We start from the raw sequence: 26,189 nt of genomic DNA, 5'->3' as shown, positions 1-26,189 counted from the left end.
TCAAGACCGTTCCCTTAGGCCGCTCGGGCAACCCACCCATGCCCCGGCCGACCTGCGGCAGAAGCTGTTACCGGGCACCCGCAGCCGCCTCTCCAATGGGCCGTTGCCCCAGGAACCGGGCCAGAGCGGCGTTGAACTCGGCCGGGCGTTCAAGGTTGGGCATGTGTGCCGAGCCCTCGATGACGGCGAGGGTGGAGTCCGGCAGCTGCTGGTGCATGAACTCGGCGTCACTCACCGGCGTGTACTCGTCGTCCACGCCGACGACGACCAGCGCGGGGACCGTCACCTCGGTCAGCAGCTCGCAGTAGTCAGGGCGTTCCGCCCTCCCGCGCAGCGCCGCCGCCGCGCCCTCTGGTGGGGTCGTCCGCATCATCCCCAGCACGTGTGCGGCCACCTCGGGGAGGGCGGTGATGTTGTACGGGGCGACCATCTTGTCGATGACCTCGTCCGCGTAGCCGCCCATGCCCTCCACGAGCAGCCGATCCGCCATGGCGTTGCGAGAGACCTTGCCCTCGGGCTTCTCCGCGGCGGGGAAGGTGTCGGCGAGCAGCAGCCCGCTGACCCGGTCGGGGAAGAGGCGGTAGAACTCCATCACGATCTGCCCGCCCATGGACAGCCCGCCGAGAAGCACTCGGTCCAGGCCGAGCAGGTCCATCAGCCCAGCGATGTCGCGGGCGAAGACTCCCAGCGGCGTGATCCCGGGGACGACACCGCTCTCGCCGTAGCCGCGCAGGTCCGGGGTGACCACGCGATATCCGGCCGTGGCGAACTCCTCGGCCTGCGGTGCCCACATGGTGCGGTTGAAAGGGTGCCCGTGGACGAGGAGCAGAGGCATGCCGTCACGGTCACCCTGGTCGTCGTAACCGATGATAATGCCGTTCACATGTGCGGTGGCCATGTGATCAACCTAGAGGGCAGCTGAACGTCGGAGTCGGGTGGAGTCGGCCCTTCCAGAGAAAAAAGCATGAGGCGGGGTGCCGGACTCGGTCCGGCACCCCGCCTCACCTGCGCTGTGTTTGAGAGCGTCAGCTGCTGTCGCCCTTACGCTCGCCCAGGACGAGTTCCGCCGTCTGCTCCTTGCCGTCACGCTGGAACGTGAGCGTCACCTTGTCGCCCGGCTTGTGGTTCCAGATCTCGCTGATCAGGGTCGGGCCGCTGTCGATCGGCTTGCCGTTGAACTTGGTGATGATGTCGCCCGCCTTGAGGCCGGCCTTCGCCGCCGGGCCGTTCGGCGCCACCGCCGCGGCGCCGTCCGCGCCCTGCGCCGAGATCTTGGCGCCCGAGTCCTCGGCCGCCATGTCCACCGTCGCGCCGATCACCGGGTACACCGGCTGGCCCGTCTTGATCAGCTGCTCGGCGACGTTCTTCGCCTGGTTGATCGGGATGGCGAAGCCGAGGCCGATCGAGCCGGCCTGCGTCTGGCCGAAACCGCCGGTCCCCGCCGACTGGATCGCGGAGTTGATGCCGATCACCGCGCCGCGCGCGTCCAGCAGCGGGCCGCCGGAGTTGCCCGGGTTGATCGAGGCGTCGGTCTGCAGCGCGCTCATGTACGAGTTCTTGCCGCTGGAGCCGTCGCCCGAGGAGACGGGACGATTCTTCGCACTGACGATGCCGGTGGTGACGGTGTTCGACAGGCCGAAGGGCGCGCCGATCGCGATGGCCGAGTCGCCGACCACGACCTGCTCGGAGTTGCCGAGGGCCAGCGGGGTCAGCCCGGCGGGCGCGTTCTTCAGCTTCAGTACGGCGACGTCGTAGCCCTGGGCCCGGCCGACCACCTCGGCGTCGTACTTCTTGCCGTTGGAGAAGGTCGCGGACAGCGTGCCGCCGTCGGCCGCGGAGGCCACCACGTGGTTGTTGGTGAGGATGTGGCCTTCCTTGTCGTAGACGAAGCCGGTGCCCGTACCGCCCTCGCCCTCGCCCTCGCCCTCGTCGCTTCCGCCGACGTCCCCGCCGCCGCTCGCCTTCGCCTCGATGGTGACCACGCTCGGCAGCGCCTTGGCCGCGATCGCCGCCACCGTGCCGGGCTCGCGCTTGATGTCCTTCGGGGTGTCGGCCGCCGTGACGGTGGTCGAACCGCTCGTACTGTCGTTGCGCTCGGCCGCCCAGTAGCCGATGCCGCCGCCGGCGCCACCCGCGACGAGCGCAGCGGCGAGCACCCCGGCGACCAGTCCGCCGGCGCGCTTACGGGGGTGGTGGGCCGGGGACCCTGGCGCGTCGGCCGGTGCCCCCCAGGCCGGACCGCCGCTGCCGCCGCCCCCGTAGGTCGGGAGCGCGGGCGGGGGCGGCGGCCATCCGCCTTCGCCGCCCTGCTGCGACCCTGTCGGCGCGCCCGCGGGTACGGGACCGGGCAGCGGCGCGGTGGCGTGCTCGGGCAGGGGATGGGGCTGGGGATGGGACTGGGGCTCGGGGGAGTACCCAGGGGCCTGCCCGCCCGCTGCCGCCGGCCCGGTGTGGTGCGTCCCAGGTCCGCCCTGTGTCTCGCGTACACCCTCTGTCGGGTGCGCGCCATCCGCCTTCGCAGGCGTGCCCTCGGGAGCGGCGACCGGCACAGGAGGTACGGACGGGGCGGCAGGAACCGCGGTGTCCTCGTTCTCGGTGCTCACAGCTCTTTCTCCTCAGGTTCCACGTCAGTCGTCGGCAAAAGGCCGCTGTTCGGCTGCTCCGCTGCACACGTGTCTGCGGTCAGCTTTTCCCACAGCCCGTCTGGTCACTGTAAGCAGGAGCTGTGTATATCTCCGCAATCCTTTACGTCCGACAAAACGGACGCATCTCCTGACCCCCGGACGGCCCTCCGTCAACCCACGTACTTCCCCACCCCGCCGCGATGACACCATGACGCGGTGACCCAAGCACGCCCGCACAACATCCAGGTCGTCGCCCACCGCGGCGCCTCCGAAGACGCCCCCGAGCACACCCTGGCCGCGTACAGGAAGGCCATCGAGGACGGTGCGGACGGCCTTGAGTGCGATGTACGGCTCACCGCCGACGGCCATCTCGTCTGCGTCCACGACCGCCGCGTCAACCGCACCTCCAACGGCCGCGGCGCCGTCTCCACCCTGGAGCTCGCGGACCTCACCGCCCTCGACTTCGGCACGTGGAAGGGCCACGAGGACGCCTCGGAGAGCCCCGACTGGCGAGACCCCTCCCTCACCTCCGTACTCACCCTGGAGCGGCTGCTCGAGCTGGTGGCCGACTCCGGCCGCCGCATCGAGCTGGCCATCGAGACCAAGCACCCCACCCGCTGGGCGGGACAGGTGGAGGAGCGGCTGCTCCAGCTGCTGGGACGGTTCGGCCTGGCCGACCCCGCGTCGGCCAAGGAGTCGCCCGTACGGATCATGAGCTTCTCGGCCCGCTCCCTGCACCGGGTCGCCGCGGCGGCGCCGAACCTCCCCACCGTTTATCTGATGCAGTTCATCACGCCGCGGCTGCGCGACGGGCGGCTGCCCGCCGGGTCACGAATCGCGGGTCCTGGCATGCGCATCGTCCGCAATCACCCCGGCTATATCGCCCGGCTGCACGACGCGGGCCACGATGTGCACGTCTGGACGGTCGACGAGCCCGAGGACATCGAGCTCTGTGCCCGGCTTGGCGTCGAGGCAATCATCACCAATCGCCCGAAGCAGGTTTTGTCCCAACTAGGCCGCCTTTAGTAGTGCTTACGGGGAGTGCTCCGGCGCGTTCGGTACGTATTCGATCGATACGAGTGCGTCACTGGCTCACCCCTGTCCGGTTTCCGGTCCAGTCCATGAGGGCATTCACACCGTGGCGTGGGGCAAAGGAGGTCTCGGGGGTGGCGTTGGTGGTGGCACAGGAGGTGCCCACGTCGTCGAGCATGGCCGTGTCCCATGGCCCTGCGGGCGTGGGCGAGGCAAGACACCGAATGCGGGAGCAGCTCAACCGCAGCGGAATCTCCGAAACGGTCGTCGACGATGCAGTACTCATACTTTCCGAACTGCTCAGCAACGCCTACCGGCACGGCCGGCCGCTGGGGCAGGCAGAAATCGGCGACGGCTGTATCCGTGCCGCCTGGCACGTCGACAAAGCCGGCCGACTCACGGTCGAGGTAACGGACGGAGGCGGTCCGACCCGACCGATTCCGGCCACACCTTCGGTGACCGCCCGAGGTGGTCGGGGACTCAACATCATCAGCGCGCTGGCCCAGGACTGGGGTGTCCGCGACAGCGCCGCCGGCGAGGTCACGGTGTGGGTGATCGTCACCGAAGGACACCGGCGCGAGGATTTCGCCGCGCGGGTCGGCGGCCCCAGCTTCGACTTCGCGGAGCCGTACGACGATCTCGACTGATCCATCGGCTGTCGGCTGTCGGCTGTCAGCTGTCGGCTCGCGACCTGCTGCGGTCGACATACGTCGGGCCACGTCCAGCTACCTCCGGCCGCTACGGATCAGGCGGTGCCGACGCGGCCGATCCCGCGCCACCACCGCCATTGGCCCCCGTAGCGGCATCGGACGACTAGGCTCGCGCCCGACACAGCAGCACAGCAGCACCGCAGTCGGGAGAGAGCCACACCATGGCCAAGAAGCGCCCCCAGACGAAGACGACCAAGCCGCGGATCAGCAATGGGGCCCGCGCCGAAGGCGCTGACGTGAGCGTCCCGGTTGTCGGCGCCCGCGAGCCCTGCCCCTGCGGTTCCGGCCGCCGCTACAAGGCCTGTCACGGCCGGGCCGCCGCGCACGCCGTCACCGAACTGGTCAAGCGTCCCTTCGAGGGACTGCCCGGCGAGTGCGACTGGGTCGCCCTGCGCGAACTGGTGCCCGCCGCCACCGCCACACTGCACCTCAAGGGCGGACTGCCGGACGGCGTCCCGTCCGTCACGCTCGCGACCGTACTGCCGATGGCCTGGCCCGCGCTGCGCCGCGACGACGGTTCCGTCCTGCTCGGCCTGCAGAACGACACCTCATCCGGCGACCTCAGCCGCGACCTGGCGGACACCCTGCTGCGGGCGCTGAGCGCCGAGCCGGGCAACCCGGTCGCCGCGCAGCGAGTGCCGGCCGAGGGTCCGCGTCTGCAGGATCTCCTGGATACCGACGACACCGACGCCGCCTTCGAGCCGGTCGTCCACTCCGGCTTCGAGTTCTGGGTGCCGGACTCCGCGGAGAACTCGTCCCCCGAGGTGGCCGCCTCTCTGGAGCGTGCCAACGCCGCCGCGATCCCGACCGTGCGGCTCTCCGGCATCGAGGCCTCGTACTGGTGCGAGACCCCGGAGAAGAACCACCTCCGCTGGGTCATGCCGCACCCCGAGGAGCAGCTCCTCGACGCGCTCGCGCGACTGCACGCCGCCGGTACGTCGTCGATCGGCGAGGGCACCCGGCTGGTCGGCTCCTTCCGTGCGCACGGGCTGATGGTCCCGGTCTGGGACCTGCCGAGCGAGATGGGCGCCAAGGAGTGCGAGCAGCCCGCCGCGGCGTTCGCCGAGCGGCTGGCGGAGGCGCTCGCGGTGGACGCGCCACTGACCGCGGACGAGCGCCGGGCACGCGGCGGGCTCACCAATCGCCAAGTCACTCTCAGCTGAGGCTGCTCAAGGAATACTCAAGAGGGCTCAGGCGATGGCGCTCGAACGCAGTGACTCCAGTCACAACCTTCGCCATCAGCAGGTAAATACCTGTCCGAATACCTGAGATCGAATTTGCGAACCGCAGATCTCTTGTTACCGTTCTAGAAGCCCGGTCGCTGGTGCATCCCCCGTCGCCAGCGACCGGGCCCTTCTATTTCGCGGAATGTCTGGTTCCGCCAACCGCTCGTGGCCGTGCCTCAGTTGGAGCCGGACCGCAGGAGCAAGGGGCCTTCGCCCATCTCATCCGCAGTCGCGAACTCCGCCACCGCCGAATACTCCGCGACAGGCCCCAGAGAAGACTCACGTGGCGTCTCACAGGCACCCGGCTCATCCCCCGCCGCGACCACGCAGTTGGTTTGCAGCGTGCGCCCAGCCGGCCCCATAAGGGTGAGTGCGGAACTCAATTCCTCGCCCGTCGCATTGCGGTAGTACGTACGTGCCCAGGTGTCGGACCCTTCGGTCAGGACGCAGGTCTGGGCCTCGACGCCATCAGGAGAGGCGAGTTCCGGCCCACATTGCGCGGCCGTCTGCGGGGCAGTGGCGCCGGTCACATCGGGGCCTTCCGGCGTATCCGAGACCCCGATACCGGCCAGCAGACCCGGCTTCGGCTCAGCACCGGGGGTCAGCTGGGGCACAGGATCAAGGGCAGGCGCTCGCTTCGCACCGCCCGCGTGGGGGATGCCGGTTACCGGCCACAGACCGTCGGCCGGTCCCGCTGTGGCGGCCATCGGCAGCAGCGCGGCGAACACTACGACGGCCGTGAGCCCGATCATGCGGAGATTCATGGGTCCACCTGCCGGCTGCGCGCGAATTCATAACGGTGGGCCGAAGATATCGACGGAATGGGCGCACTCGGCGCGCCGCGCACCCAATTCCCGTACAAGTCGGACCGGCTCTCACCCGTACGAGTGCGTACGGGTGAGAGCCGGTCCCATATGCACGTGCAGATGCATATGCATGCTGCACGTGTCAGCCCTCGCGTGTCATTCCGCGCGTGTCGTTCTGTGCTTGTCGCTCTGTACGTAAGGCCGTAAGGGCCGTATGGGCCGTAAGGCTCAGTAAGTGAGCCGGCTGCCACCGTCCGGTGCGCTGGTGCTCGCCTCCACCAGCGCGTCCACCACCGCCTCGACATCCGGCAGCCAGGGAGCCGCGGACCCGACCAGCGGCGCCCGCTCCCAGCGGACCTGCCCCGGTCCCGTCTCCGACGGTGGCAGCACCACATAGCCGCCCTCGCTGTGGAAACGCAGCGAACTGGGCACGCGGTCCTTCACGAAGAGCAGTTCGCCGAGCCGTTCGAGGGTGTACGGGGCCACCAGCAGCGACCAGCGGGTGGGTGTCGCGATGACCGGCCCCAGCCGCATGCCCATCCGGTCCAGTTCCGACAGGGCGCGCGCCCCGGCGACGGCGGGCAGACTCAGCGCGCACGGCGCACGCCCCCCGGTGGCCAGGATGATCGGGGCGGTGGGCCGGTTGGCCCACCACCAGCGCACCATCCGCTCGTCAGTCGACGCCGCAAGGATTCCGGGGTCGAAGGGGTGCGCGCCGGGTACGACGCAGTCGGCGTCGGGGCAGGCGCAGGCGCGCCCGCGGTCACCGCCGCTGCCGGCCGGCCCCGCTGAGCTTTCGGACTGGTGAGATTGCTGTGCTCGCTGAGACTTCCGGGACGCCTGGGAGGTGCCCGGCGTCGCTTTCAGCCCCACGCCGGGCAGCACGGGCCATTCCCACTCGGCGGCGCAGTGGAGCGCCGCTTCGAGCTGTACAGGCCCCCTCTTGCGCCGGAACCGGAGCCTGCGTCGCCTTCCGAGGATCTCGCGCATGAGCGCTCGTTCCTTTCCGTTGAACGCCGAGGTCCACATCGACCGATGTGTGCAGCTCTTGACTGTGCGTACAGATGGGCGCGTCATCGCCTCTTGCCGGTGGCATGGGCGATCCCCCGCTTCGCCTGCGGCAGGATCGCCGCCCGGGGGCCGAACGTGGGCTGTAGTCCATTAAACGCGTGGCGCGGGGTGGCGCGCGCCTGGCGCTTGCTGTCCCGCTGCTGTCCCGCTGTAACTTTCGCCGCCACTCGGGATGGGGCGCGGCCTCCGGCTGTTAAGACGCCCAGGCCCGCCGCCAGGTTCCGGGGCGGGACCAACTGCCCCTGGCCATCACCGTTTACGTACCCCACACGCATGGGATGACGCTCCCCCTCGGACGTCGCTGTGCGTCGACCTGGGGGCCTGCTGCTGAACGCTGCCGAACATCCTCAGCAGACCTCAGCAGACCACCATTGGGTGCATTTTCCAGCCAAGTTAACTACCCCGCAGACACCATCAATCCCACTGGGGCGATGCTGGACATCCCCTCACTTGTACGTGTACATGTGGATGCACGGATAGCGGCGCAGAGTGAGCATGGGGGTTTGCGATGCTATTGAGCGAAACGAACCAGTCGGAAAGCCGGCTGCCATGAGCGCCCCTCACCTGCCGAAAGTGGCCGGAATCGATTCAACGGTTCCCGCGCCCCCGCACACTGCCTCGCCGCTGCCCGCCCTCGCACCCCCGCCGCGCCCTCCCGGCGCGGTGATTCAGGACCGGCTGGCCGGCTGGGTCTCCCATCTGACCACCCTCCATGAACTGACCGAGCGCCTGGCCAGAACAGGTTCGCTGGACGACGCCCTCCACGAATTGCTGCGCGCCGGCGCCGCGCTGCTCGGCGCCCGCCGCGGCATGGTCGTCCTCGAACCGACGCCCGACGCCTCGCGCGACGACTGCTTCGGCTGCCTCGACCCGGGCCGCGGGCCCGCGCTCACCAGGGGGCTCGGATTCACCCATTACGAGCTCGGCCACATCGAGACGGTGCCACGCAGCGTCACCGCGTACGGCCGGATCCTGGACGGCCGGCTACCGAACGGCCGGTACGCGCCGAGCGGTCCGGGCGTTGGTCCGGGCGGTCCGGGCGGCGGTCCGCCCGAAGCCGTCGCCCAACCCGACCTGCTCGGCGACAAGACACTGCACCCCCTCCACCTCGAGGTCGCCGTCCGCCTCGGCTTCGCCGCCAGCTACACCGTGCCGATCGCCTCCCACACCGCGGGCACACTCGGCGCCGCCGTCTGGATGTACGACGAACCGGCCGCGCCCGCCGAGCGGCAGTGCCACCTCGTCGGCCTCTATATGCGGTACGCCACCGAGCATCTGGCCCGGCTGCTCGAACTCGAGCACGCCCGCGCCACGGTGGCGACCATCGCGGAGGAGCTGCTGCCCAGCCGGCTGCCCTGGGTGCCCGGCGTCCAGCTCGCCGCCCGCCACCGCACCGGTCCGCGCGGCGGCGGCGACTGGTACGACGCGCTGCCGCTGCCCGAGGGCGCGCTGGGTCTCGCCGTCGGCTCAGTCAGCGGCTCGGGGCCGAGCGCGCTGGCGGCGATGGGGCGGCTGCGCGCCTCCCTGCGGGCGTACGCCGTGATGGAGGGCGAGGACCCCGTCGCCGTACTCTCCGATCTGGAGCTGCTGCTACGGCTGACCGAGCCCGCCCGCACGGCCACCGCGCTCTTCGCGTACGCGGAACCGGCCGCGCGGAAGATCCTGCTGGCCGGGGCCGGGCACACCCCGCCGCTGGTGGTGGGCGAGCGGCGCACCGAGTTCATTGAGACGTCCCTGTCCGCGCCGCTGGGGATGCTGTCCTGCTGGGAAGCACCGAGCGTGGAGCTCTCGCCCGAGCCCGGTGAAACGGTGCTGCTGTATACGGACGGACTCCTTCGGCGTACCGGAGACCCCATGGACCGGGCCTTCGCACGGCTGCACGCGGCGGCCACGAGCGTGCCGAGGGCCGCCCGGGACGACCCGGCGGCGATCGCCGACCATGTGCTGCGCACGGTGCTGCCGGAAGAGTTGGAGGATCCGGAAAGTCTCGCTGGCTCGGAAGGGCTCGCTGGCTCGGAAGGGCTCACGGGCTTCGACAAGGCCGGAGGCCGCGAGGACGTGGTGCTGCTCGCCGCCCGCTTTGCTTGATCCTCTGCCGGTTCGCCGATTCCTCGTGCTGCTCCGGTCGTCTTCCTCCCGCACATACGATGGAAGACGCCAGTGTCGTATCGAGGAGGCAGACGTGGCCGAGGAGCTCATCCCGGAGACACCGGAATCACCCGAGATGCCGGAGACACCGGAAGAAGCAGAGCAGCCGATCAAGCAGCGCAAGAACAGCCTGTACCCGGGCGTGTCCGACGAGCTCGCCGAGAATATGACGACAGGCTGGGCCGACACCGAGCTGCGCGAACTTGAGCCGATCGCCCAGGCCTCGCACACCGCCGCCCGCCGCGCCCTGCTCTCGGCACGCTTCCCCGGCGAGCGCCTGGTGATCCCCGCGGGCCGCCTGAAGACCCGCTCCAATGACACGGAGTACGCCTTCCGTGCCTCGACGGAGTACGCCTACCTCACCGGCGACCAGTCCGAGGACGGCGTCCTCGTACTGGAGCCGAACGGCGGCGAGCACGGCGGGGGCCACCGGGCCACCGTCTATCTGCTGCCGCGCTCCAACCGTGAGAACGGCGAGTTCTGGCTGTCCGGCCAGGGCGAGCTGTGGGTCGGCCGCCGCCACTCCCTCACCGAGGCCGAGCAGCTGCTCGGTATCCCGGCCAAGGATGTGCGCGAGCTGCCGGAGCAGCTGAGCGGCGCGACCGGCCCGGTCCGCGCCGTCCGCGGCCACGACGCCGTCATCGAGGCCGCGCTCACCGACAAGGTCACCGCGGAGCGCGACGAGGAGCTGCGCGTCTACCTCTCCGAGGCGCGTGCCGTGAAGGACGAGTTCGAGATCGGCGAGCTGCAGCAGGCGTGTGACTCGACGGCGCGCGGCTTCGAGGACGTCGTCAGGGTCCTGGACAAGGCCGAGGCGACCAGCGAGCGCTATATCGAGGGCACCTTCTTCCTGCGCGCCCGCGTCGAGGGCAACGACATCGGCTACGGCTCGATCTGCGCGGCGGGCCCGCACGCCACCACCCTGCACTGGGTACGCAACGACGGCCCGGTCCGCTCCGGCGAGCTGCTCCTGCTGGACGCCGGCGTGGAGACCCGCACCCTCTACACCGCCGACATCACGCGCACGCTGCCGATCAACGGCCGCTTCAACGAGATCCAGCGCAAGATCTACGACGCGGTGTACGAGTCGCAGGAGGCGGGCATCGCGGCGGTCAAGCCGGGCGCCAAGTACCGCGACTTCCACGACGCCTCGCAGCGCGTGCTCGCCGAGAAGCTCGTCGAGTGGGGTCTGGTCGACGGCCCGGTGGAGCGGGTGCTGGAGCTGGGTCTCCAGCGCCGCTGGACGCTGCACGGCACCGGTCACATGCTCGGCATGGACGTCCACGACTGTGCCGCCGCGCGCACCGAGGCGTACGTCGACGGGACGCTGGAGCCGGGCGTGTGCCTGACCGTGGAGCCCGGGCTCTACTTCCAGGCGGACGATCTGACGGTGCCGGAGGAGTACCGCGGCATCGGCGTCCGGATCGAGGACGACATCCTGGTCACCGAGGACGGCAACCGAAACCTTTCGGCGGCGCTACCCCGGCAGGCCGATGAGGTCGAGGCATGGATGGCCTCGCTGAAGGCCTGACCGTACGGGTTGCAGGTGATGAGGACGCGCGGCTCAGGAGACCTTGAGCAGTGCGTCCTCGCGCCATTTCAGGATTTTGTCGAAGCTGACCACCGCGCCCCGCCCCGGCCGGTTGCGGAAGTCCACATGGTCGGCGAGCTGCTCGATCAGACAGAGCCCCCGGCCGCTCTCCGCAGTTCCCGCGGCCGCTTGCACGGGGTGCGTCGCACACCGTCCGCCGCCCGGGAATCCGGGTCCAGAATCAGCCACTTCGATACGGCACTTCTCGCCGTCCAGATACGCGGTCACCCGGTACGCCGCCGCAGCCTCGCCGCCGCCCTGCCCGCCGCCGTGCTCGACGGCATTGGCACAGGCCTCGCTCAGCGCGACCGACAAATCATAGGAAATATCGGGATCAACCCCCGCAGTCTCCATGGCGCCGAGCAGCAAGCGACGCGCGAGCGGGACGCTCGCGGCTTCGCGCCGCAAGTGGAGAGACCACCAGATGCTCATGCTCCAGCCTCCTGGCTGCGGCTCGACATACCGATACGTATTGCCGCAGCGCGTGGTCAGTAAGCACAATTTTGGCGTGATTGCGACCATTCGGCGGATGCGTGTTCCCTTCGCGGCGGTGTATGCGGCGGTGTAAATGGCAAAGGGGACCTTACGGACCTGCCCTACGGGCCGTTTCCCCGCAGTGCGATGATGACCCGGCCATGTCGCCCATCCCCGTTGCACACGCCGGAGCCGGTCTGCGGCTACTGAGGGCCGCGGTCTTCACCGCGGTCTGTGTTGTGTTGTCCGCGACGGGGCATGTGCTCGCCGCCTGTGCGGCGGTTCCCTGGTGGACGCTGGCCCTCGGCTTCCTCGGGGTGTTCGGACTGGTCGTGCCGTTCGCCGACCGGGTCCGCTCGCTGCCGTCCATCGCCGTGGCGCTGACCGTAGGACAGCTCACCCTGCACGCCCTCTTCGGGCTCGGGCAGCATCAGCTGCGGCTCGCCCCGGCCGCCGACGACGCGCTGATCAGGCTGGTCTCGAAGCTGCTCTGCGGTGCGGGCGCCGCGTCCCTGAACCCGGCCGTCGCACGGCGGATCGTCACCACCGCGGGTCCCACCCCTCCCGGGCACGGCAGTACCGGGCACGGCAGCACCGGCCATGACCATCTGGCGCAGACCGCGGCTTCGTCGCCCGATCTGCTGCCCACGCTTCCCATGACGCTGGGGCATCTGCTGGCCGCGCTCGCGACCGGCTGGCTGCTGCGGCGCGGGGATCTGGCGCTGATCCGGCTGATCAAACTGTCCGCCGACTCGGCGCATGAGGTGGCCGAGGTAGCGTGGCTGCGCTCCCTGCGCGCCGCGCTCGCGCTCGTACGGGCGTTGCGCGCCGGTCTCCAGGGGGCGCCCCTGGTTGATCCGCGCGCCCGCCGACCGCGGTACGGGCCGCCGGTGCGGTTGGCCGGGGAGACGCTCCAGCACACGGTGAGCAGGCGCGGGCCGCCCGCCTGTTTCGCTCTCGCAGCCTGACGCGGCCCACTCGACGGGAGTGGTGTCGCGGTGCCCGCGCATCTGTACGCGCCCGGCACACACCCACTTCTCCTGAACTGTGGAGTGTCTTCTGCCATGACCGTTTCCCGTGTGTCCCATGCGTCCCGCGTGTCCCTGATGGCCGGTGTCGTTGCCGCCTCCTCCGTACTGCTGCTCTCCGGCACCGCCTTCGCGCACGTCTCCGTGCAGCCGCAGGGCGAGGCCGCCAAGGGCGGTTATGCGACGGTCAACTTCAAGGTCCCCAACGAACGCGACAACGCCTCGACCGTGAAGCTTGAGGTGAGCCTTCCCACCGAGCACCCGCTGTCGTCCGTGATGCCGCAGCCCGTGCCCGGCTGGAAGGTCGAGGTCATCAAGTCCAAGCTGGCCAAGCCGCTCGAGGTGCACGGCAAGCAGATCACCCAGGCGGTCTCCAAGGTCACCTGGACCGCGGACGGTTCCAAGATCGCAGCCGGCCAGTTCCAGCAGTTCCCGCTCTCGCTGGGCCCGCTCCCCGAGAACGCCGATCAGCTGGTGTTCAAGGCCATCCAGACGTACGACAACAAGGAAGTCGTGCGCTGGATCGAGGAGGCGAAGGCGGGCGCTCCGGAGCCGGAGGCCCCCGCGCCCGTACTGAAGCTGTCGGCCGCCGCCGAAGACGGACACGACGGCGGGACGGCGGACACGGCAGACACGGCGGCGGACGCCAAGAACGCCGCCGCGAACGCCGGGGGCACGGAGTCCGAGACGGCGTCGGAGAACAGTAGCGACACGACTGCCCGCATCCTTGGCATCGTCGGCATCCTCGTCGGCGCCGCGGGCGTGGCCTTCGGCGTCCTGGCCGGACGCCGCCGCGCCTCTTGAGGCTCTGATCTCCATCAGGCTCCGGCCTCCTGGGGCCCTGGCCTCAGGAGGCCGGAGCCCGAACCGCCCCCGCCGGACTCTCCATACATCACATTTGGGATAGTTCTCCATGCGCAAGAAAACCCGGCTCGCGGCCACGCTCGTCGTGGCCGCCGGCCTGACCCTCTCCGCCTGCTCGAGCGGCGACGACGACTCCGCCAAGAACTCCATCGCCGATGTCTCGGTCCAGGCGGAGCGGCCCGCGACCGTGCTCGATACTCCGTACACCAAGCCGAATCTCGTTCTCACGGATACCCAGGGCAAGAAGTACGACCTGCGTGAGCGCACCAAGGGCAAGCCCACGCTGATCTACTACGGCTATACGCACTGCCCCGATGTCTGTCCGCTCACCATGAGCAATATCGCCATCGCCAAGAAGAAGCTGCCCAAGGCCGACCAGGACAAGCTCCAGGTCATCTTCATCACCACCGACCCGGAGCGGGACACCCCGGCCGAACTCGCCAAGTGGCTCCCGAGCGCCGGAGACGCTTCCTTCACCGGCCTCACCGGCGACTTCGCGGCCATCCAGGCGGGCGCGCGCCAGATGGGCATCGGCATCGACGCCCCGACGAAGGAGAAGGACGGCACGGTCGTCTCCTCGCACGGCACGCAGGTCATCGCGTTCTCCCCGAAGACCGACGCGGGCTATCTGCTGTACGGCGAGGACACATCGGTGGACGACTACACCAAGGATCTGCCGAAGATCGTCCGCGGGGAGAATCCGTGAACGGCCGGGCAGCCCGCGCATCCACTCGCGCATCCGCCCGTATACCCACCCGTACACCCGCCCGGCCTTCGGCGGTCGTCACCCTGACCGCGGTACTGGGACTCGGGCTGGGGCTGGGACTGGCGGGCTGCTCGTCGTCCGACGGCAAGCCCGAGCTGAAGGTCGACGGCGCGTTCATGCCGCAGCCCGTGAACGATGCCATGGCGTCCGGATTTCTGACGGTCCACAACAGCGGGGGCGAGGCGGACAGGCTCACCTCCGTCACCAGCGCCATCTCCGACGAGGTCACCATCCACGCGTCGGAGAACCAGAGGATGCGGGAGGTGCGGGGGTTCGACGTACCGGCGGACGGCGAGCTCGATCTCGAACGCGGTGGAAACCACATCATGTTCACCCAGCTCAAGCAGCAGCTGAAGCAGGGCGAGAAGGTCACCGTGGAGCTGCGCTTCGAGAAGTCCGGCCCGCTCACGGTTGAACTCCCCGTCAAGGAGCCCACGTACAACCCACAGAGCTGACCCAGAGAGCTCCTACTGAGGACTACTGAGGACTGATCACGCCATGACAGCCACCGCCCCGCGCTTCGGCCTCTCCACGGTCCGGCAACTGCTCGCCGCGACCGTGCTCATCGGCACGCTCATCGGCGCGCTCCTGGCAGGCGCGAGCCCCGCGTCCGCGCACGCCGCCCTGACCGGGAGCAACCCGAAGGACGGGGCGGTGGTCGCCACCGCGCCCAAGGAGGTGACGCTCACCTTCTCCGAGGAAATCGCCATGGGGGACGATTCGATCCGGGTCCTGGAACCCAGCGGCAAGCGCGCCGACCAGGCGAAGGTCCGCGACCTCGGCAGCGGGGGCGCGGTCGCGTACGGCGTCGACCTGCGGCCGGAGCTGCCCAACGGCACGTACACCGTGGCGTGGCGGGCGGTCTCCGCCGACAGCCATCCCGTCTCCGGAGCCTTCACCTTCTCCATCGGGGCGCCCTCCAAGACCACTGTCGCGCTGCCCTCCCAGGAGGCCGGCGGGGGCGTGGTCGGTCTCCTCTACGACGTCGCGCGCTACGCCTCGTACGCCGGTTTCATACTGCTCACCGGCGGCGCGGCCTTTGTGCTCATCTGCTGGCGGCGCGGCGCTTCCGTACGGGCGCTGCAACGTCTGGTCGTACAGGGGTGGCTGACGCTCACCGCGGGCACTCTCGCGCTGTTGCTGCTGCGCACCCCGTACACCGGCTCGGGCAAGCTCGCGGACGCCTTCGATCTTGGCGGGCTGCAGGATGTGCTGGACACCAAGACCGGGGCCGCGCTCGTCTCGCGACTGCTGCTGCTCGGGGCCGCGGCGCTGTTCGTGGCCGTCCTCTTCGGGGCGTACGCGAAGGGGGCCGAGCAGGCGGATGCGGTGGAGGACGCCGAGGGCGCCGAGAACGCTGACGGTGCCGATGGGGCCGATGGGGCCGGGGCAGCGGCCAGGGCCCAGCGGAACGACCTGGCCTTCGGCCTCACCATCGGCGGCACGGTCGTCGCGGCCGGGATCGCCGCGACCTGGGCGCTGTCGGAGCACGCGTCGACAGGCATTCAGTCGGGCCTCGCGATGCCCCTGGACGTACTGCATTTGCTGGCCGTGGCGACCTGGCTCGGCGGGCTCGCGGCGCTGCTGACCGCGCTCTACGGGTCGCCGTCGATCGAGCGGGCGGCGGTACGGACGTTCTCCAAGGTCGCACTGAGCAGCGTCTCCGTACTCGCCGCGACCGGGCTCTACCAGGCGTGGCGGCAGGTCGGCTCCTGGTCGGCGCTGACCGGGACGCCGTACGGGCAGCTGCTACTGGTCAAGATCGGGCTGGTCGTCGTCATGGTCAGCGCCGCATGGGTCTCGCGCCGGTGGACGGGGCGGCTCGCCGAGGTGGCTGAGTCGGAGGCGGAAGCTGAGTCGGAGGCGGTCACCGTCCCCGAGGAGTCCGAGGAGTCCGGGAAGTCCGAGGAGTCCGGGAAGTCCTCGGGAACCTCGGATCCGGAGCGGGTGGCTCAGCTCGCCCGGCAACAGGCGGCAGTGGTCACGGCCGAGAAGAAGAAGGCCAGGTCGGCCGACCCCGAGCGTTCCGGACTGCGCCGTTCCGTGCTGGCCGAGGCGAGTATCGCGATCACTCTGCTCGCGGTGGCCACCGTGCTGACGAGCACCGAACCGGGCCGTACGGAAGAGGAGGCGGCCAAGGCGGGCGGCAGCGCCCAGGCAGGAGCCGCCGCCCCCGCGCCCACGGGCCCCACCGAGATCACGCTGCCGTTCGACACCGGCGGCCAGAACGGCAAGGGCACGGTACGGCTCACCCTCGATCCGGCCACCACCGGCACCAACGTGATGCACCTCTACCTCAACCGGCCGGACGGGAAGCCGCTGGACGTGCCCGAGGTGAAGGTCTCCTTCACGCTCACGGCCAAGCAGATCGGGCCGCTGCCGATCACTCCCACCCGCGTCGCTGCCGGACACTGGAGCGCGGACCCGGTCCTGATCCCGATACCGGACGAGTGGCAGGTCCAGGTGACGGTACGGACCTCCGACATCGACCAGACGACCGTCGACAAGAACATCAAGATCGGCTGATGTACCCGTGAGTGATCGTGCGAACGACCGTGTGAACGACAGCGACATCTCCAGGCGACGGCTGCTCTCCACCGCAGGCGCCGCAGGCGCGGCGGGCGCGGCCGGACTGGCCCTGGGCGGGGCGGGCGGTGCCGCCGCGTACGCCGCCTCGGCCGAAGACCCGACCGCGCTGACGACGGTCGGCTCCACCGCCATCGCCTTCCACGGCGAGCACCAGGCGGGCATCACCACGCCCCTGCAGGCCCGCGGCCATCTGATCGCCTTCGACCTGGCCCCGGGCGCGGGCCGCAAGGAAGCGGCCGCCCTGATGCGCCGCTGGTCCGCGCTCGCGAGCGAGCTGATGGCGGGCCGGGCGGTCGGCAACGGCGAAGGTGGCGGTGGCGGCAACGGCGAGGGGGGCGGTGACACGGGAGTCGCGCTGGACGCCGGTCCTTCCTCCCTGACCGTCACCTTCGGTTTCGGCCGCACCTTCTTCGACCGTACGGCCCTGGTGGCGCAGCGCCCGCCGGGGCTGGACCCGCTGCCCCCCTTCTCCTCCGACCACCTCGACGCCAAGCGCTCGAACGGTGATCTGTGGGTGCAGATCGGCGCGGACGACGCGCTGGTGGCGTTCCACGCACTGCGCGCGATCCAGCGGGCGGCGGGCGACGCGGCCCGGGTGCGCTGGCAGATGAACGGCTTCAACCGTTCGCCCGGCGCGACCGGCAAGCCGATGACCGCACGCAACCTGATGGGCCAGATCGACGGCACGCGCAATCCGAAGCCCTCCGAGCCCGACTTCGACAAGCGGATCTTCGTCCCTTCAGCCGCGGAGTTTCCGTGGCTGGCGGGGGGCTCGTACGCCGTCGTACGCCGTATCCGGATGCTGCTCGACGACTGGGAGAAGCTCCCGCTGAAAAAGCAGGAGCGGGTCATCGGCCGCCGCAAGTCCGACGGCGCGCCCCTGACCGGCGGCAGCGAGACCACCGAGCTCGCGCTCGACCAGACAGGTCCGGACGGGAAACTGGTCGTCCCGGACAACGCCCACGCCCGCATCGCCGCGCCCGAGCAGAACGGCGGCGCGGCACTGCTGCGGCGGCCGTTCTCCTTCCACGACGGGATCGCGGCGGACGGGACCCTGGACGCGGGTCTGCTCTTCGTCTGCTGGCAGGCCGATCCGCTGCGCGGCTTCGTACCCGTACAGCGCAAGCTCGACCGGGGGGACGCGCTGTCGCCGTTCATCAGGCACGAGGCGAGCGGGCTGTACGCGGCGCCGGGCGGGCCCAAGGAGGGCGAGTACGTCGGCCAGCGGCTTCTGGAGTCGTAAGGCTCCGGGGTCATGAATCCTTGGGGCCCCTGACTGCGGCCTACTAGGGTGACGGTATGTCCGCCATGCGCTACACCTACCTCGGCCCCGAGGGCACCTTCACCGAAGCAGCCCTGCGTACGCTTCCGGAAGCCGCCACCCGGGAGCTCGTCCCGATGGTGTCCGTGCCCGCGGCGCTCGACGCCGTACGGAACGGGGATGCCGCGGCTGCCCTCGTACCGATCGAGAACTCCGTGGAGGGCGGCGTCACCGCGACCCTCGACGAGCTGGCGTCCGGGCGGCCGCTGATGATCTACCGCGAGGTGCTGCTGCCCATCGCCTTCGCGCTGCTGGTACGGCCGGGCACCAAGCTCTCCGACGTGAAGACGGTGACCGGCCATCCGGTCGCCCAGCCCCAGGTGCGCAACTGGCTGCGGGCGAATCTCCCGGACGCGCTGTGGGAGTCGGCCGCGTCGAACGCGGACGGCGCCCGGCTGGTGCAGGAGGGGCGGTACGACGCGGCCTTCGCCGGCGAGTTCGCGGCGGTCACGTACGGGCTCGAACCGCTGGTCACCGAGATCCACGACGCGGAGAACGCGGAGACGCGCTTCGTGCTGGTGGGGCGGCCGGCCAGGCCCTCCTCGCCGACCGGCGCGGACAAGACCTCGGTGGTCATCTGGATGGGCGAGGACCACCCCGGCGCGCTGCTGGAGCTCCTCCAGGAGTTCGCGGTGCGCGGGGTCAACCTGATGCTGATCCAGTCGCGGCCGACGGGGGCGGGGATCGGGAACTACTGCTTCTCGGTGGATGCCGAGGGGCATATCTCGGACCGGCGGGTGGGCGAGGCGCTGATGGGGCTGAAGCGGATCTGCCCGAAGGTGCGGTTCCTGGGTTCGTATCCGCGGGCGGGTGTGGCCCCGGAGGACGTACGGCCGCTGCGCGCGGGAACGTCGGACGCGGAGTTCACAGCGGCTTCGGACTGGCTGGCGCGCTGCGAGGACGGCCGGGCCTGACCGTCGGCTGACCCTCGCCTGACCGTCCAGGACAACAGGGTGGCAACGGGAGTGAGCCGTCGTCCTGACCTGCGGCTGCCTGCGGCTGCCTGCGGATCCGCGGTCGTCCTACCTGCAGATTGTCGTTATCCACAGAACTTATCCACAGGGCTTCTTCTCGACCTGGGGACAAGTCGACAAGCTGGAGCGACATGGTCGACAAATCGGCCCACTCGCCCCACTTCCATCCACAGGCGACCGGCTCGTGACAGATCCGCACACCCTCCCTCCGCCATCACAATGTCACCTGGATTCCATTCACCAACTCTCCAGAGGGAGCAATTCCCACCCGATCGGGCGTGTGGGGCGGGTTTAAGGGAGGAATCCTCCGACTCGCATGGGGATTTAGGAACGATCTTCCGCGTAGTCCACAGATTTTCCACACAGCCTGTGGATAACTTTCCGAACAGAGCGAAGCCTGTGGACAACGGAGGCCAAGTCCCTTGGTTCGGAAGGAGAATGGGTCAATGCGCACCCACACCACCTGCCCCATTTCGGCGAATAGGGCCCTGTTTATCGATACTCAGGCTCAATGCGCGCGATACTGCGCGATACGGGCAGAACGCCACGCGCGCGGATATCGGGTGGGGCGGCGCGAGTGCGCACCGGTAGCCTGGTGGGGTGATTGACCTTCGTCTGCTCCGTGAGGACCCCGACCGTGTTCGCGCCTCCCAGCGCGCCCGTGGAGAGGACGTCGACCTCGTCGACGCCCTGCTCCTCGCCGATGAGCGACGCAGGTCGTCCGGCCTCCGCTTCGACGAGCTGCGCTCCGAGCAGAAGGCTCTGGGCAAGCTCGTCCCCAAGGCCTCTCCGGAGGAGCGGGCCGAGCTGCTGAAGAGGGCCGAGCAGCTGAAGGCCGACGTCAAGGCGGCCGACGCCGCGCAGAACGAAGCCGATGAAGAGACCAAGCGGCTGCTGCTCCAGCTCGGGAACGTCGTTCATGAGGACGTCCCGGTCGGCGGCGAGGAAGACTTCGTCGTCCTGGAGACGCACGGCACGATCCGCGACTTCGGGGCCGAGGGCTTCACCCCCAAGGATCACCTGGAGCTCGGCGAGGCGCTCGGCGCCATCGACGTGGAGCGCGGCGCCAAGGTGTCGGGCTCGCGCTTCTACTACCTGACGGGCATCGGCGCGCTGCTGGAGCTCGCGCTGGTCAACGCGGCGATCGCGCAGGCCACCGAGGCCGGCTTCATCCCGATGCTGACCCCCGCGCTGGTCCGGACGCGCGCCATGGAGGGCACCGGCTTCCTCGGCCAGGCCGCCGAGAACGTGTACCACCTGGAGAAGGACGACTACTACCTGGTCGGCACCTCCGAGGTCGCGCTCGCCGCGTACCACATGGACGAGATCATCGACGCGGACAAGCTGCCGCTGCGGTACGCGGGCTTCTCGCCGTGCTTCCGCCGCGAAGCCGGTACGTACGGCAAGGACACCCGGGGGATCTTCCGGGTGCACCAGTTCGACAAGGTCGAGATGTTCTCGTACGTCGCCCCCGAGGACGCGGAGGCCGAGCACAAGCGGCTTCTGGACTGGGAGAAGCAGTGGCTGACCGCCCTGGAGCTGCCGTTCCAGGTGATCGATGTGGCCACCGGCGATCTGGGCGCGTCGGCCTCGCGGAAGTACGACTGCGAAGCGTGGATCCCGACTCAGGGCAAGTACCGCGAGCTGACCTCCGCGTCCAACTGCGACAGCTTCCAGGCACGCCGTCTGTCGGTGCGTATGCGCGACGGCAAGAAGGTGCAGCCGCTGTCGACGCTGAACGGCACGCTCTGCGCCGTACCGCGCACGATCGTGGCGATCCTGGAGAACCACCAGCTGGCGGACGGTTCGGTGCGGGTGCCCGAGATGCTGCGTCCATACCTGGGAGGACGAGAAATCCTGGAGCCCCTGGCCAAGTGAGCCCTGACTCCTCTGTGCCTGCCTCCCCTGTGCCTGCCTGCTCTGTGCCATCCTCCCCTGTGACCTCCGCTGCGTCTTTCCCGTACTTCCCGTACAAGCTTGTCGCTACTGATCTCGACGGCACGCTGCTGCGTGACGACGGCACGGTCTCGCAGCGCACGCGCGACGCTCTCGCCGCGGCCACCGCGGCGGGCGCCGCGCACATCGTCGTCACCGGGCGCACCGTGCCATGGACCCGGCACATACTGGACGACCTGGGATACGAGGGGCTGGCGGTCTGCGGCCAGGGCGCGCAGGTCTACCACGCCGGTGAGCACCGGCTGCTGACCTCCGTGACGCTGGACAGACAGCTGGCCGGGCTGGCGATCGCCAAGATCGAGGCGGAGGTCGGCCCGCTGGCCCTGGCCGTGAGCCGGGACGGGCTGGACGGCGAAGTACTGGCCGGCGCCGACTACCGGGTGCACGACGGTCTGCAGGTGGTGACGTTCGAGGACCCGGCCGAGCTGTGGTCCGCGCCGATCAACAAGGTCGACATCCAGCACCCGGAGCTCGGCGACGACGCGCTGGCGGAGGTGGCCCTTGCGACGGTCGGCAACCTGGTGGCCGTGGTGATGGCGGGTCCGGGCGTGGTAGAAATCCTGCCGCTGGGCCTGAGCAAGGCGACGGGCCTCTCGCTGGCGGCGCGGCGGCTGGGACTGCGGGCCGCGGACACGATCGCGTTCGGCGACATGCCGAACGACATCCCGATGTTCGGGTGGGCTTCGCACGGCGTGGCGATGGCCAACGCGCATGATGGGCTGAAGGCTGTGGCCGACGAGATCACAGTGTCGAACGGGGACGACGGCATCGCGGTGGTACTGGAGCGTCTGCTCGGCGACCGGTAGCCACCTGGTCGTACGTGGCGCCGGTCGTAGGTACTACTACGTACCACGCGGAGGATGCGCGGATCGAACGCGCGCGGGGTCCAGACCCCGACGACGGCTTAGCAAGCCGCTGCCTTACCACTCGGCCAATCCTCCGGGAGGGGGCGGCCCGCGCAGATGCGCGCTCGAAGCGGCCGCCCCCGGGCAGTTCCTGGGCGGCCCGCGGAGTGGTTGATGGCTACTCCGCTGCCTGCCCAGTGCTGCCCTGTCGGGAGCTCGACGGACTCGCACTCGTACTCTCGGTCATCGCCGCGCTCCTCTCCCGGTGGGTGGCGCCGGTCGCGCTTGCGTGCTCCGGCTCCATTACTGTGCCCTGGTCAGCGGATCGTTGCCACTGATTTTCCATCCGACCGTCGGCAGCGCGACAGCCCCCGCCCACACCGGGCGAGGGCCAACCGTGTCACTCCTCGCCGGCGAGCTTCAGCACCCGCAGCTTCTGGCCCGCGTACCAGGTCGCCACCACTGTGACCACCACCAGCAGCCCGACCCCCAGCGGCAGATCCACGTCCGAGCCGATCAGGCCCTCACCGCCGATCCTCTCCGCCAGCGACAGCGACCACTGCTGGACACTGAGCGTGCGCGCCCCCGCCACCAGGCTGCCGAACAGCGTCTCCCAGACCAGCGCGTAGATCAGTCCGATGACGACCGCGTGCCGGCTCACCGTCCCCAGCAGCAGGAACAGCGCGCTGTACGCGATCGAGGCGACCAGCGCCGCCACCGTGTACGCGATCGCGACCTGCTGGCCGTTGCCGTTCAGGATGAGCCCGGCGATGAAGGTGGGTATCGCCGAGAAGGCCATGGTGATGGCGATGGCGACGATCAGTTTGGTGAAGATGATCGTCGACCGCTTCACCGGCTTGGACAGCAGATAGACGATCGAGCCGTCGTCGATCTCGGGACCGATCGCGCCGGTGCCGGCGATCACGCCGATCAGCGGCACCATCGTGGCGATGGCGAACCCGCCCAGGAGATCGGCGGCGACCTGGTCGTCCACGCCGTTGAAGCTCCGTACCGCCGCCGCGATGAGCAGCAGCAGTGCGGGCAGTACGAACAGAATCGCTGCCCGGCGCTTGCCGAGCACGGCCCGATAGGTGAGCCGGGCGACTGTGGGGTTGTACATGGACGTCACAGCTCCTTTCAGGCCGCTACGAGGTACGAGAAGACCGACTCAAGGGACTCGTCCGAGGGCGAGACCGTGAGCAGCCGGATCGACTGCTCACGGGCGACCCGCGGCAGCAGCTCCGTGAACCGGCCGAAGTCCACGGCCTGGATACGCAGCGCGCCCTCGGTCACGTCGACCTCGATGCCCGCCGTCGACGGGTCGGCGATCAGGGCCGCGGCGAGCGCCCTGTCGTCGCTGGACCGTACGAGGTAGCGGTGCGGCCGGTCGGTCATCAGCCGGCGGATCTTGCGGAAGTCGCCGGATGCGGCATGCCGCCCGGCCACGATGACCTCGATGTGGGAGGCGAGCTGCTCGACCTCCTCCAGGATGTGGGAGGAGAACAGCACGGTGCGGCCCTCCGCGCCCATCCGCCGCAGCAGATCCATCAGCTGCATGCGCTGGCGCGGGTCCATGCCATTGAAAGGCTCGTCCAGGAGCAGCACGGAGGGCTCGTGGACGAGCGCCGACGCCATCTTCACGCGCTGCCGCATGCCCTTGCTGTACGTCGCGATCTTGCGGTCCTGCGCGTACTCCATCTCGACGGTGGCCAGGGCGCGCTGGGCCTCCTGCTTGCCCAGGCCGTGCAACTCGGCGTTGGCGATGACGAATTCGCGGCCGGTGAGGAAGTCGTACATCGCTTCCCGCTCCGGTACGACGCCGATCTGCCGGTAGACGGACTCATTGCGCCAGATCGCCTGACCGTCGAGCGTGACGGTTCCCGTCGAGGGGGCGAGGAAACCACCCATCATGTTGATGATGGTGGACTTGCCCGCGCCATTGGGGCCGAGCAGGCCGGTGACACCTGGGCCGATCGTCATGGTCACGTCGTTGACGGCCACGACATTTCCGAACCACCGCGAGGTGTGCTCGATGTTGATGGTGGTCACAGCCCGACCTTTCGGTAGCGGCGCATCAGGACGGCGTAGGAGCCGGCGACGAGTGCGAGGACGACGAGCAGATAGACCACGCCGACGCCGGCTTCCGGTCCCGCCTCGCCCGGGAAGGCTGAGGTGGCGCCGAGGAAGGCGGTCTGTACGCCGTCGATGAGCGTGACCGGCGAGAAGAGGCCGAGCCACTTGATCACCTCGGGTGAGCCGGTCTCCCAGGCGATGGCCTGGACGGTGGAGACGGCTCCGTACGTGATGGTGAGAGTCGCGATCACGGCGGCGACACCGAAGCCGCGCCGCGGCGTGAGCGCGGCCATCACCAGGCCGAGGCCGCCGAAAAGGACGGACAGCAGCGCCACGGAAACCATGCCCTGCGCGAAACCCTTCGTCTGGTCCACGAAGTCCATCTTGGCGAGCAGCGAACCGACGTAGAGGACGACGAGCGGCGCCGCGGTGAGCACGAAGAGGGCCGAGGCCATGGCCCCGTACTTGGCGAGTACATAGTCGATGCGCTCGATCGGACGCGAGAAGTACAGCGGCACGGTCTTGAAGCGCAGATCGCGGGAGACGGACTGCGGGGCCTGGGATGCCAGGTAGAGCCCGATGATCGCCTGCGTGACGATGGCGTAGCTCGTGTAGTCGAGGGGGAGCTTCTTGAGCTCCGTGGAGACGGCCACCGCGACGATGATGGCCGCGGGCAGGCACATCACCGCGAAGAGGATCATCGGCAGCACCTTGGACTTGGCCGAGCGGCCGAGTCCGTACGCGCCACGGAGAGACTGCGAGAAGAGAGAGCGCCGGGCGTACGCACGGCCGAGGCGCGGCCCGTCGTAGTTCCGGTACCCGATGTTGTGGATCCGGGTGGTTTCGGTGCTCATCGAACCCGCACCTCCTCCTTCTGCGAGTTCTGCGGGTTCTGCGGGTTCTGCGGGTTCTGCGGGTTCTGCGGGCCGGGCTGGTTCTGCGGGTTCTCTGCTTGGGCGTTCTGCGCGTCGGAGCGGAAGACCTCCGCTATGTGGTGGCGTCGCTGTTCCATCCGTACGAGACCGAGGCCGAGCCCGGCGACGGTGTCGCGCACGACGTCGTACGTCTCTTCGCCCGCCGCTTCGAGAAGCAGGATGTGGCCCGCGCCCGGCAGGCCGTCCGCCACGCCTTCAGGGGCCGCATGGAGGACGATTCCGGCGGCGGTGAGCGCCTCACGGAGCGCCGCGGTGCCGTCGGGATGCGTCTCCGTGTCGGTGACCTCGACCGCGAGGGTCGCGGTCATCTGGGTGAAGTCGCTGGTGGAGCTGGAGCGCAGCAGCGAACCGCCGTCGATGACGACGACATGGTCACAGGTGCGTTCGAGCTCGCCGAGGAGATGCGAGGTCACCAGGACGGAGATGCCGAAGTCGGTGTGGATCCGGCGGATCAGACCGAGCATCTCGTCGCGGCCGACGGGGTCGAGGCCGTTGGTCGGCTCGTCGAGGAGGACCAGCTTGGGGTCATGGACAAGGGCCTGCGCGAGTTTGACGCGCTGCTTCATGCCCGTCGAGTAGCCGCCGATGGGACGGTACCGCTCCTCGTACAGACCGACATGGCGCAGGGTGTCGGCGGTGCGCTCGCGGGCCGCGGTGGGCGGCAGCCCGGACATGCGCGCCATATGGACGACGAACTCGGTGGCCGAGACGTCGGGCGGCAGGCAGTCGTGCTCGGGCATGTACCCCACTTGCTCACGGATGGCGCCGCCGCTTGTGGCGACGTCGAGTCCGAGCACCGCGGCCCGGCCTTCCGTGGCGGGGGACAGACCCAGCAGAATCTTGATCAACGTGGACTTGCCGGCTCCGTTGGCGCCCACCAGGCCGGTCACACCGGGTCCGATGTCCAACGAGAGCCGGTCAAGAGCGGTCACCCTCGGGAACCGCTTGCTCAGGCTTTCGGTCGCGATCACAGTCACAGTTCGAAGGTAGTGGCGCGCGACACAGCGGACGTCAGACCTGGCGGCTGGATCGGCATCCAACTCGAGAGGTAGGGACCCGTAGGGGGCGGCGACGAAAGTCGGACAACCGTCGAGACCTTTGACGCGCGAGCCGCCGTGGGTTTTACACAGACCCGGAGTTTTCCACAGGCTGCCGC

At 69.5% G+C, this 26,189-nt stretch carries 23 protein-coding genes and 1 tRNA gene; 14 read left to right on the top strand and 10 right to left on the bottom strand.

From position 1 onward, the window contains the following. Positions 1-67: 67 nt before the first annotated feature. Both ACIHCQ_RS03230 and ACIHCQ_RS03225 read right to left on the bottom strand, forming a co-directional pair. The gene (locus ACIHCQ_RS03230) at positions 68-898 is read right to left on the bottom strand and encodes an alpha/beta fold hydrolase (protein ID WP_399657251.1); all 831 of its coding nucleotides are present in this window, start codon (positions 896-898) and stop codon (positions 68-70) included. Between the two features lie 127 nt (positions 899-1,025). Then, positions 1,026-2,603 (bottom strand): trypsin-like peptidase domain-containing protein, encoded by a 1,578-nt coding sequence (locus ACIHCQ_RS03225; RefSeq protein WP_399657249.1) that lies wholly within the window; start codon positions 2,601-2,603, stop codon positions 1,026-1,028. A gap of 237 nt (positions 2,604-2,840) precedes the next feature. Between ACIHCQ_RS03225 and ACIHCQ_RS03220 the strand changes: the two genes are divergently transcribed. From ACIHCQ_RS03220 to ACIHCQ_RS03210, 3 genes are all read left to right on the top strand, one after another. Next, positions 2,841-3,650 (top strand): glycerophosphodiester phosphodiesterase, encoded by an 810-nt coding sequence (locus ACIHCQ_RS03220; RefSeq protein ID WP_399657247.1) that lies wholly within the window; start codon positions 2,841-2,843, stop codon positions 3,648-3,650. A 95-nt stretch (positions 3,651-3,745) separates the two neighbouring features. Continuing rightward, on the top strand, positions 3,746-4,303 hold the full coding sequence (locus ACIHCQ_RS03215) for an ATP-binding protein (protein ID WP_399657245.1): 558 nt from the start codon (positions 3,746-3,748) through the stop codon (positions 4,301-4,303). A gap of 224 nt (positions 4,304-4,527) precedes the next feature. Next, positions 4,528-5,529 (top strand): DUF5926 family protein, encoded by a 1,002-nt coding sequence (locus ACIHCQ_RS03210; protein ID WP_399657243.1) that lies wholly within the window; start codon positions 4,528-4,530, stop codon positions 5,527-5,529. A 239-nt stretch (positions 5,530-5,768) separates the two neighbouring features. Here the strand turns inward: ACIHCQ_RS03210 and ACIHCQ_RS03205 are convergent, their stop codons facing one another. Next, a complete protein-coding gene (locus ACIHCQ_RS03205; RefSeq protein WP_399657241.1) occupies positions 5,769-6,356 on the bottom strand; it encodes a hypothetical protein in 588 nt (195 codons plus the stop codon). A gap of 270 nt (positions 6,357-6,626) precedes the next feature. After that, positions 6,627-7,388: a bifunctional DNA primase/polymerase gene (locus ACIHCQ_RS03200; RefSeq protein WP_399657239.1), complete on the bottom strand. Its 762-nt coding sequence runs from the start codon at positions 7,386-7,388 to the stop codon at positions 6,627-6,629. A gap of 630 nt (positions 7,389-8,018) precedes the next feature. Between ACIHCQ_RS03200 and ACIHCQ_RS03195 the strand changes: the two genes are divergently transcribed. Together ACIHCQ_RS03195 and ACIHCQ_RS03190 are read left to right on the top strand one after the other, a co-directional pair. Then, positions 8,019-9,557, top strand: a complete 1,539-nt coding sequence (locus ACIHCQ_RS03195; RefSeq protein ID WP_399657237.1) for a PP2C family protein-serine/threonine phosphatase — start codon at positions 8,019-8,021, stop codon at positions 9,555-9,557. A gap of 94 nt (positions 9,558-9,651) precedes the next feature. Further along, positions 9,652-11,148 (top strand): aminopeptidase P family protein, encoded by a 1,497-nt coding sequence (locus ACIHCQ_RS03190; RefSeq protein WP_399657235.1) that lies wholly within the window; start codon positions 9,652-9,654, stop codon positions 11,146-11,148. Between the two features lie 33 nt (positions 11,149-11,181). Here ACIHCQ_RS03190 and ACIHCQ_RS03185 read toward each other — a convergent pair whose 3' ends face one another. Beyond that, on the bottom strand, positions 11,182-11,640 hold the full coding sequence (locus ACIHCQ_RS03185) for an ATP-binding protein (protein ID WP_399657233.1): 459 nt from the start codon (positions 11,638-11,640) through the stop codon (positions 11,182-11,184). Positions 11,641-11,843: 203 nt separating this feature from the next. On the opposite strand from ACIHCQ_RS03185, the gene ACIHCQ_RS03180 reads away from it, so the two are divergent. From ACIHCQ_RS03180 to ACIHCQ_RS03140, 9 genes are all read left to right on the top strand, one after another. After that, a complete protein-coding gene (locus tag ACIHCQ_RS03180) occupies positions 11,844-12,650 on the top strand; it encodes a hypothetical protein (RefSeq protein ID WP_399657231.1) in 807 nt (268 codons plus the stop codon). A 96-nt stretch (positions 12,651-12,746) separates the two neighbouring features. Next, positions 12,747-13,514 (top strand): YcnI family protein, encoded by a 768-nt coding sequence (locus ACIHCQ_RS03175; protein WP_399657229.1) that lies wholly within the window; start codon positions 12,747-12,749, stop codon positions 13,512-13,514. Positions 13,515-13,623: 109 nt separating this feature from the next. Continuing rightward, positions 13,624-14,280, top strand: coding sequence for an SCO family protein (locus tag ACIHCQ_RS03170; protein WP_399657227.1), 657 nt, complete (start codon positions 13,624-13,626; stop codon positions 14,278-14,280). A 41-nt stretch (positions 14,281-14,321) separates the two neighbouring features. After that, positions 14,322-14,795: a copper chaperone PCu(A)C gene (locus tag ACIHCQ_RS03165; protein ID WP_399657616.1), complete on the top strand. Its 474-nt coding sequence runs from the start codon at positions 14,322-14,324 to the stop codon at positions 14,793-14,795. Positions 14,796-14,838: 43 nt separating this feature from the next. Further along, positions 14,839-16,866 (top strand): copper resistance CopC/CopD family protein, encoded by a 2,028-nt coding sequence (locus ACIHCQ_RS03160; protein WP_399657225.1) that lies wholly within the window; start codon positions 14,839-14,841, stop codon positions 16,864-16,866. 7 nt (positions 16,867-16,873) lie between these two features. Continuing rightward, positions 16,874-18,172 carry an iron uptake transporter deferrochelatase/peroxidase subunit gene (gene efeB / locus ACIHCQ_RS03155; protein ID WP_399657223.1) on the top strand — a complete coding sequence of 433 codons (1,299 nt, stop codon included), beginning with the start codon at positions 16,874-16,876 and terminating at the stop codon, positions 18,170-18,172. A gap of 56 nt (positions 18,173-18,228) precedes the next feature. Next, positions 18,229-19,164 carry a prephenate dehydratase gene (gene pheA, locus ACIHCQ_RS03150; protein ID WP_399657221.1) on the top strand — a complete coding sequence of 312 codons (936 nt, stop codon included), beginning with the start codon at positions 18,229-18,231 and terminating at the stop codon, positions 19,162-19,164. Positions 19,165-19,824: 660 nt separating this feature from the next. Next, positions 19,825-21,102, top strand: coding sequence for a serine--tRNA ligase (gene serS, locus ACIHCQ_RS03145; RefSeq protein ID WP_399657219.1), 1,278 nt, complete (start codon positions 19,825-19,827; stop codon positions 21,100-21,102). 59 nt (positions 21,103-21,161) lie between these two features. Next, positions 21,162-21,986 carry an HAD family hydrolase gene (locus tag ACIHCQ_RS03140; RefSeq protein WP_399657216.1) on the top strand — a complete coding sequence of 275 codons (825 nt, stop codon included), beginning with the start codon at positions 21,162-21,164 and terminating at the stop codon, positions 21,984-21,986. 48 nt (positions 21,987-22,034) lie between these two features. Here ACIHCQ_RS03140 and ACIHCQ_RS03135 read toward each other — a convergent pair. The 5 genes from ACIHCQ_RS03135 to ACIHCQ_RS03115 all read right to left on the bottom strand — a co-directional run bounded on the left by ACIHCQ_RS03135 (position 22,035) and on the right by ACIHCQ_RS03115 (position 26,004). Further along, positions 22,035-22,121, bottom strand: a tRNA-Ser gene (locus tag ACIHCQ_RS03135). A 304-nt stretch (positions 22,122-22,425) separates the two neighbouring features. Continuing rightward, positions 22,426-23,145: an ABC transporter permease subunit gene (locus ACIHCQ_RS03130; RefSeq protein ID WP_399657213.1), complete on the bottom strand. Its 720-nt coding sequence runs from the start codon at positions 23,143-23,145 to the stop codon at positions 22,426-22,428. A 17-nt stretch (positions 23,146-23,162) separates the two neighbouring features. Then, positions 23,163-24,074 carry an ABC transporter ATP-binding protein gene (locus ACIHCQ_RS03125; RefSeq protein WP_399657211.1) on the bottom strand — a complete coding sequence of 304 codons (912 nt, stop codon included), beginning with the start codon at positions 24,072-24,074 and terminating at the stop codon, positions 23,163-23,165. Continuing rightward, positions 24,071-24,952: an ABC transporter permease gene (locus tag ACIHCQ_RS03120; RefSeq protein ID WP_399657209.1), complete on the bottom strand. Its 882-nt coding sequence runs from the start codon at positions 24,950-24,952 to the stop codon at positions 24,071-24,073. The genes ACIHCQ_RS03125 and ACIHCQ_RS03120 overlap by 4 nt, the downstream gene beginning before the upstream one ends. Continuing rightward, on the bottom strand, positions 24,949-26,004 hold the full coding sequence (locus ACIHCQ_RS03115; RefSeq protein ID WP_399657614.1) for an ABC transporter ATP-binding protein: 1,056 nt from the start codon (positions 26,002-26,004) through the stop codon (positions 24,949-24,951). The genes ACIHCQ_RS03120 and ACIHCQ_RS03115 overlap by 4 nt, the downstream gene beginning before the upstream one ends. Between the last annotated feature and the right edge of the window lie 185 nt (positions 26,005-26,189).

The organism is Streptomyces sp. NPDC052236 (assembly GCF_044548015.1).
GTDB lineage: Bacteria > Actinomycetota > Actinomycetes > Streptomycetales > Streptomycetaceae > Streptomyces.
This window is presented reverse-complemented; position numbering and strand designations above follow the sequence as displayed.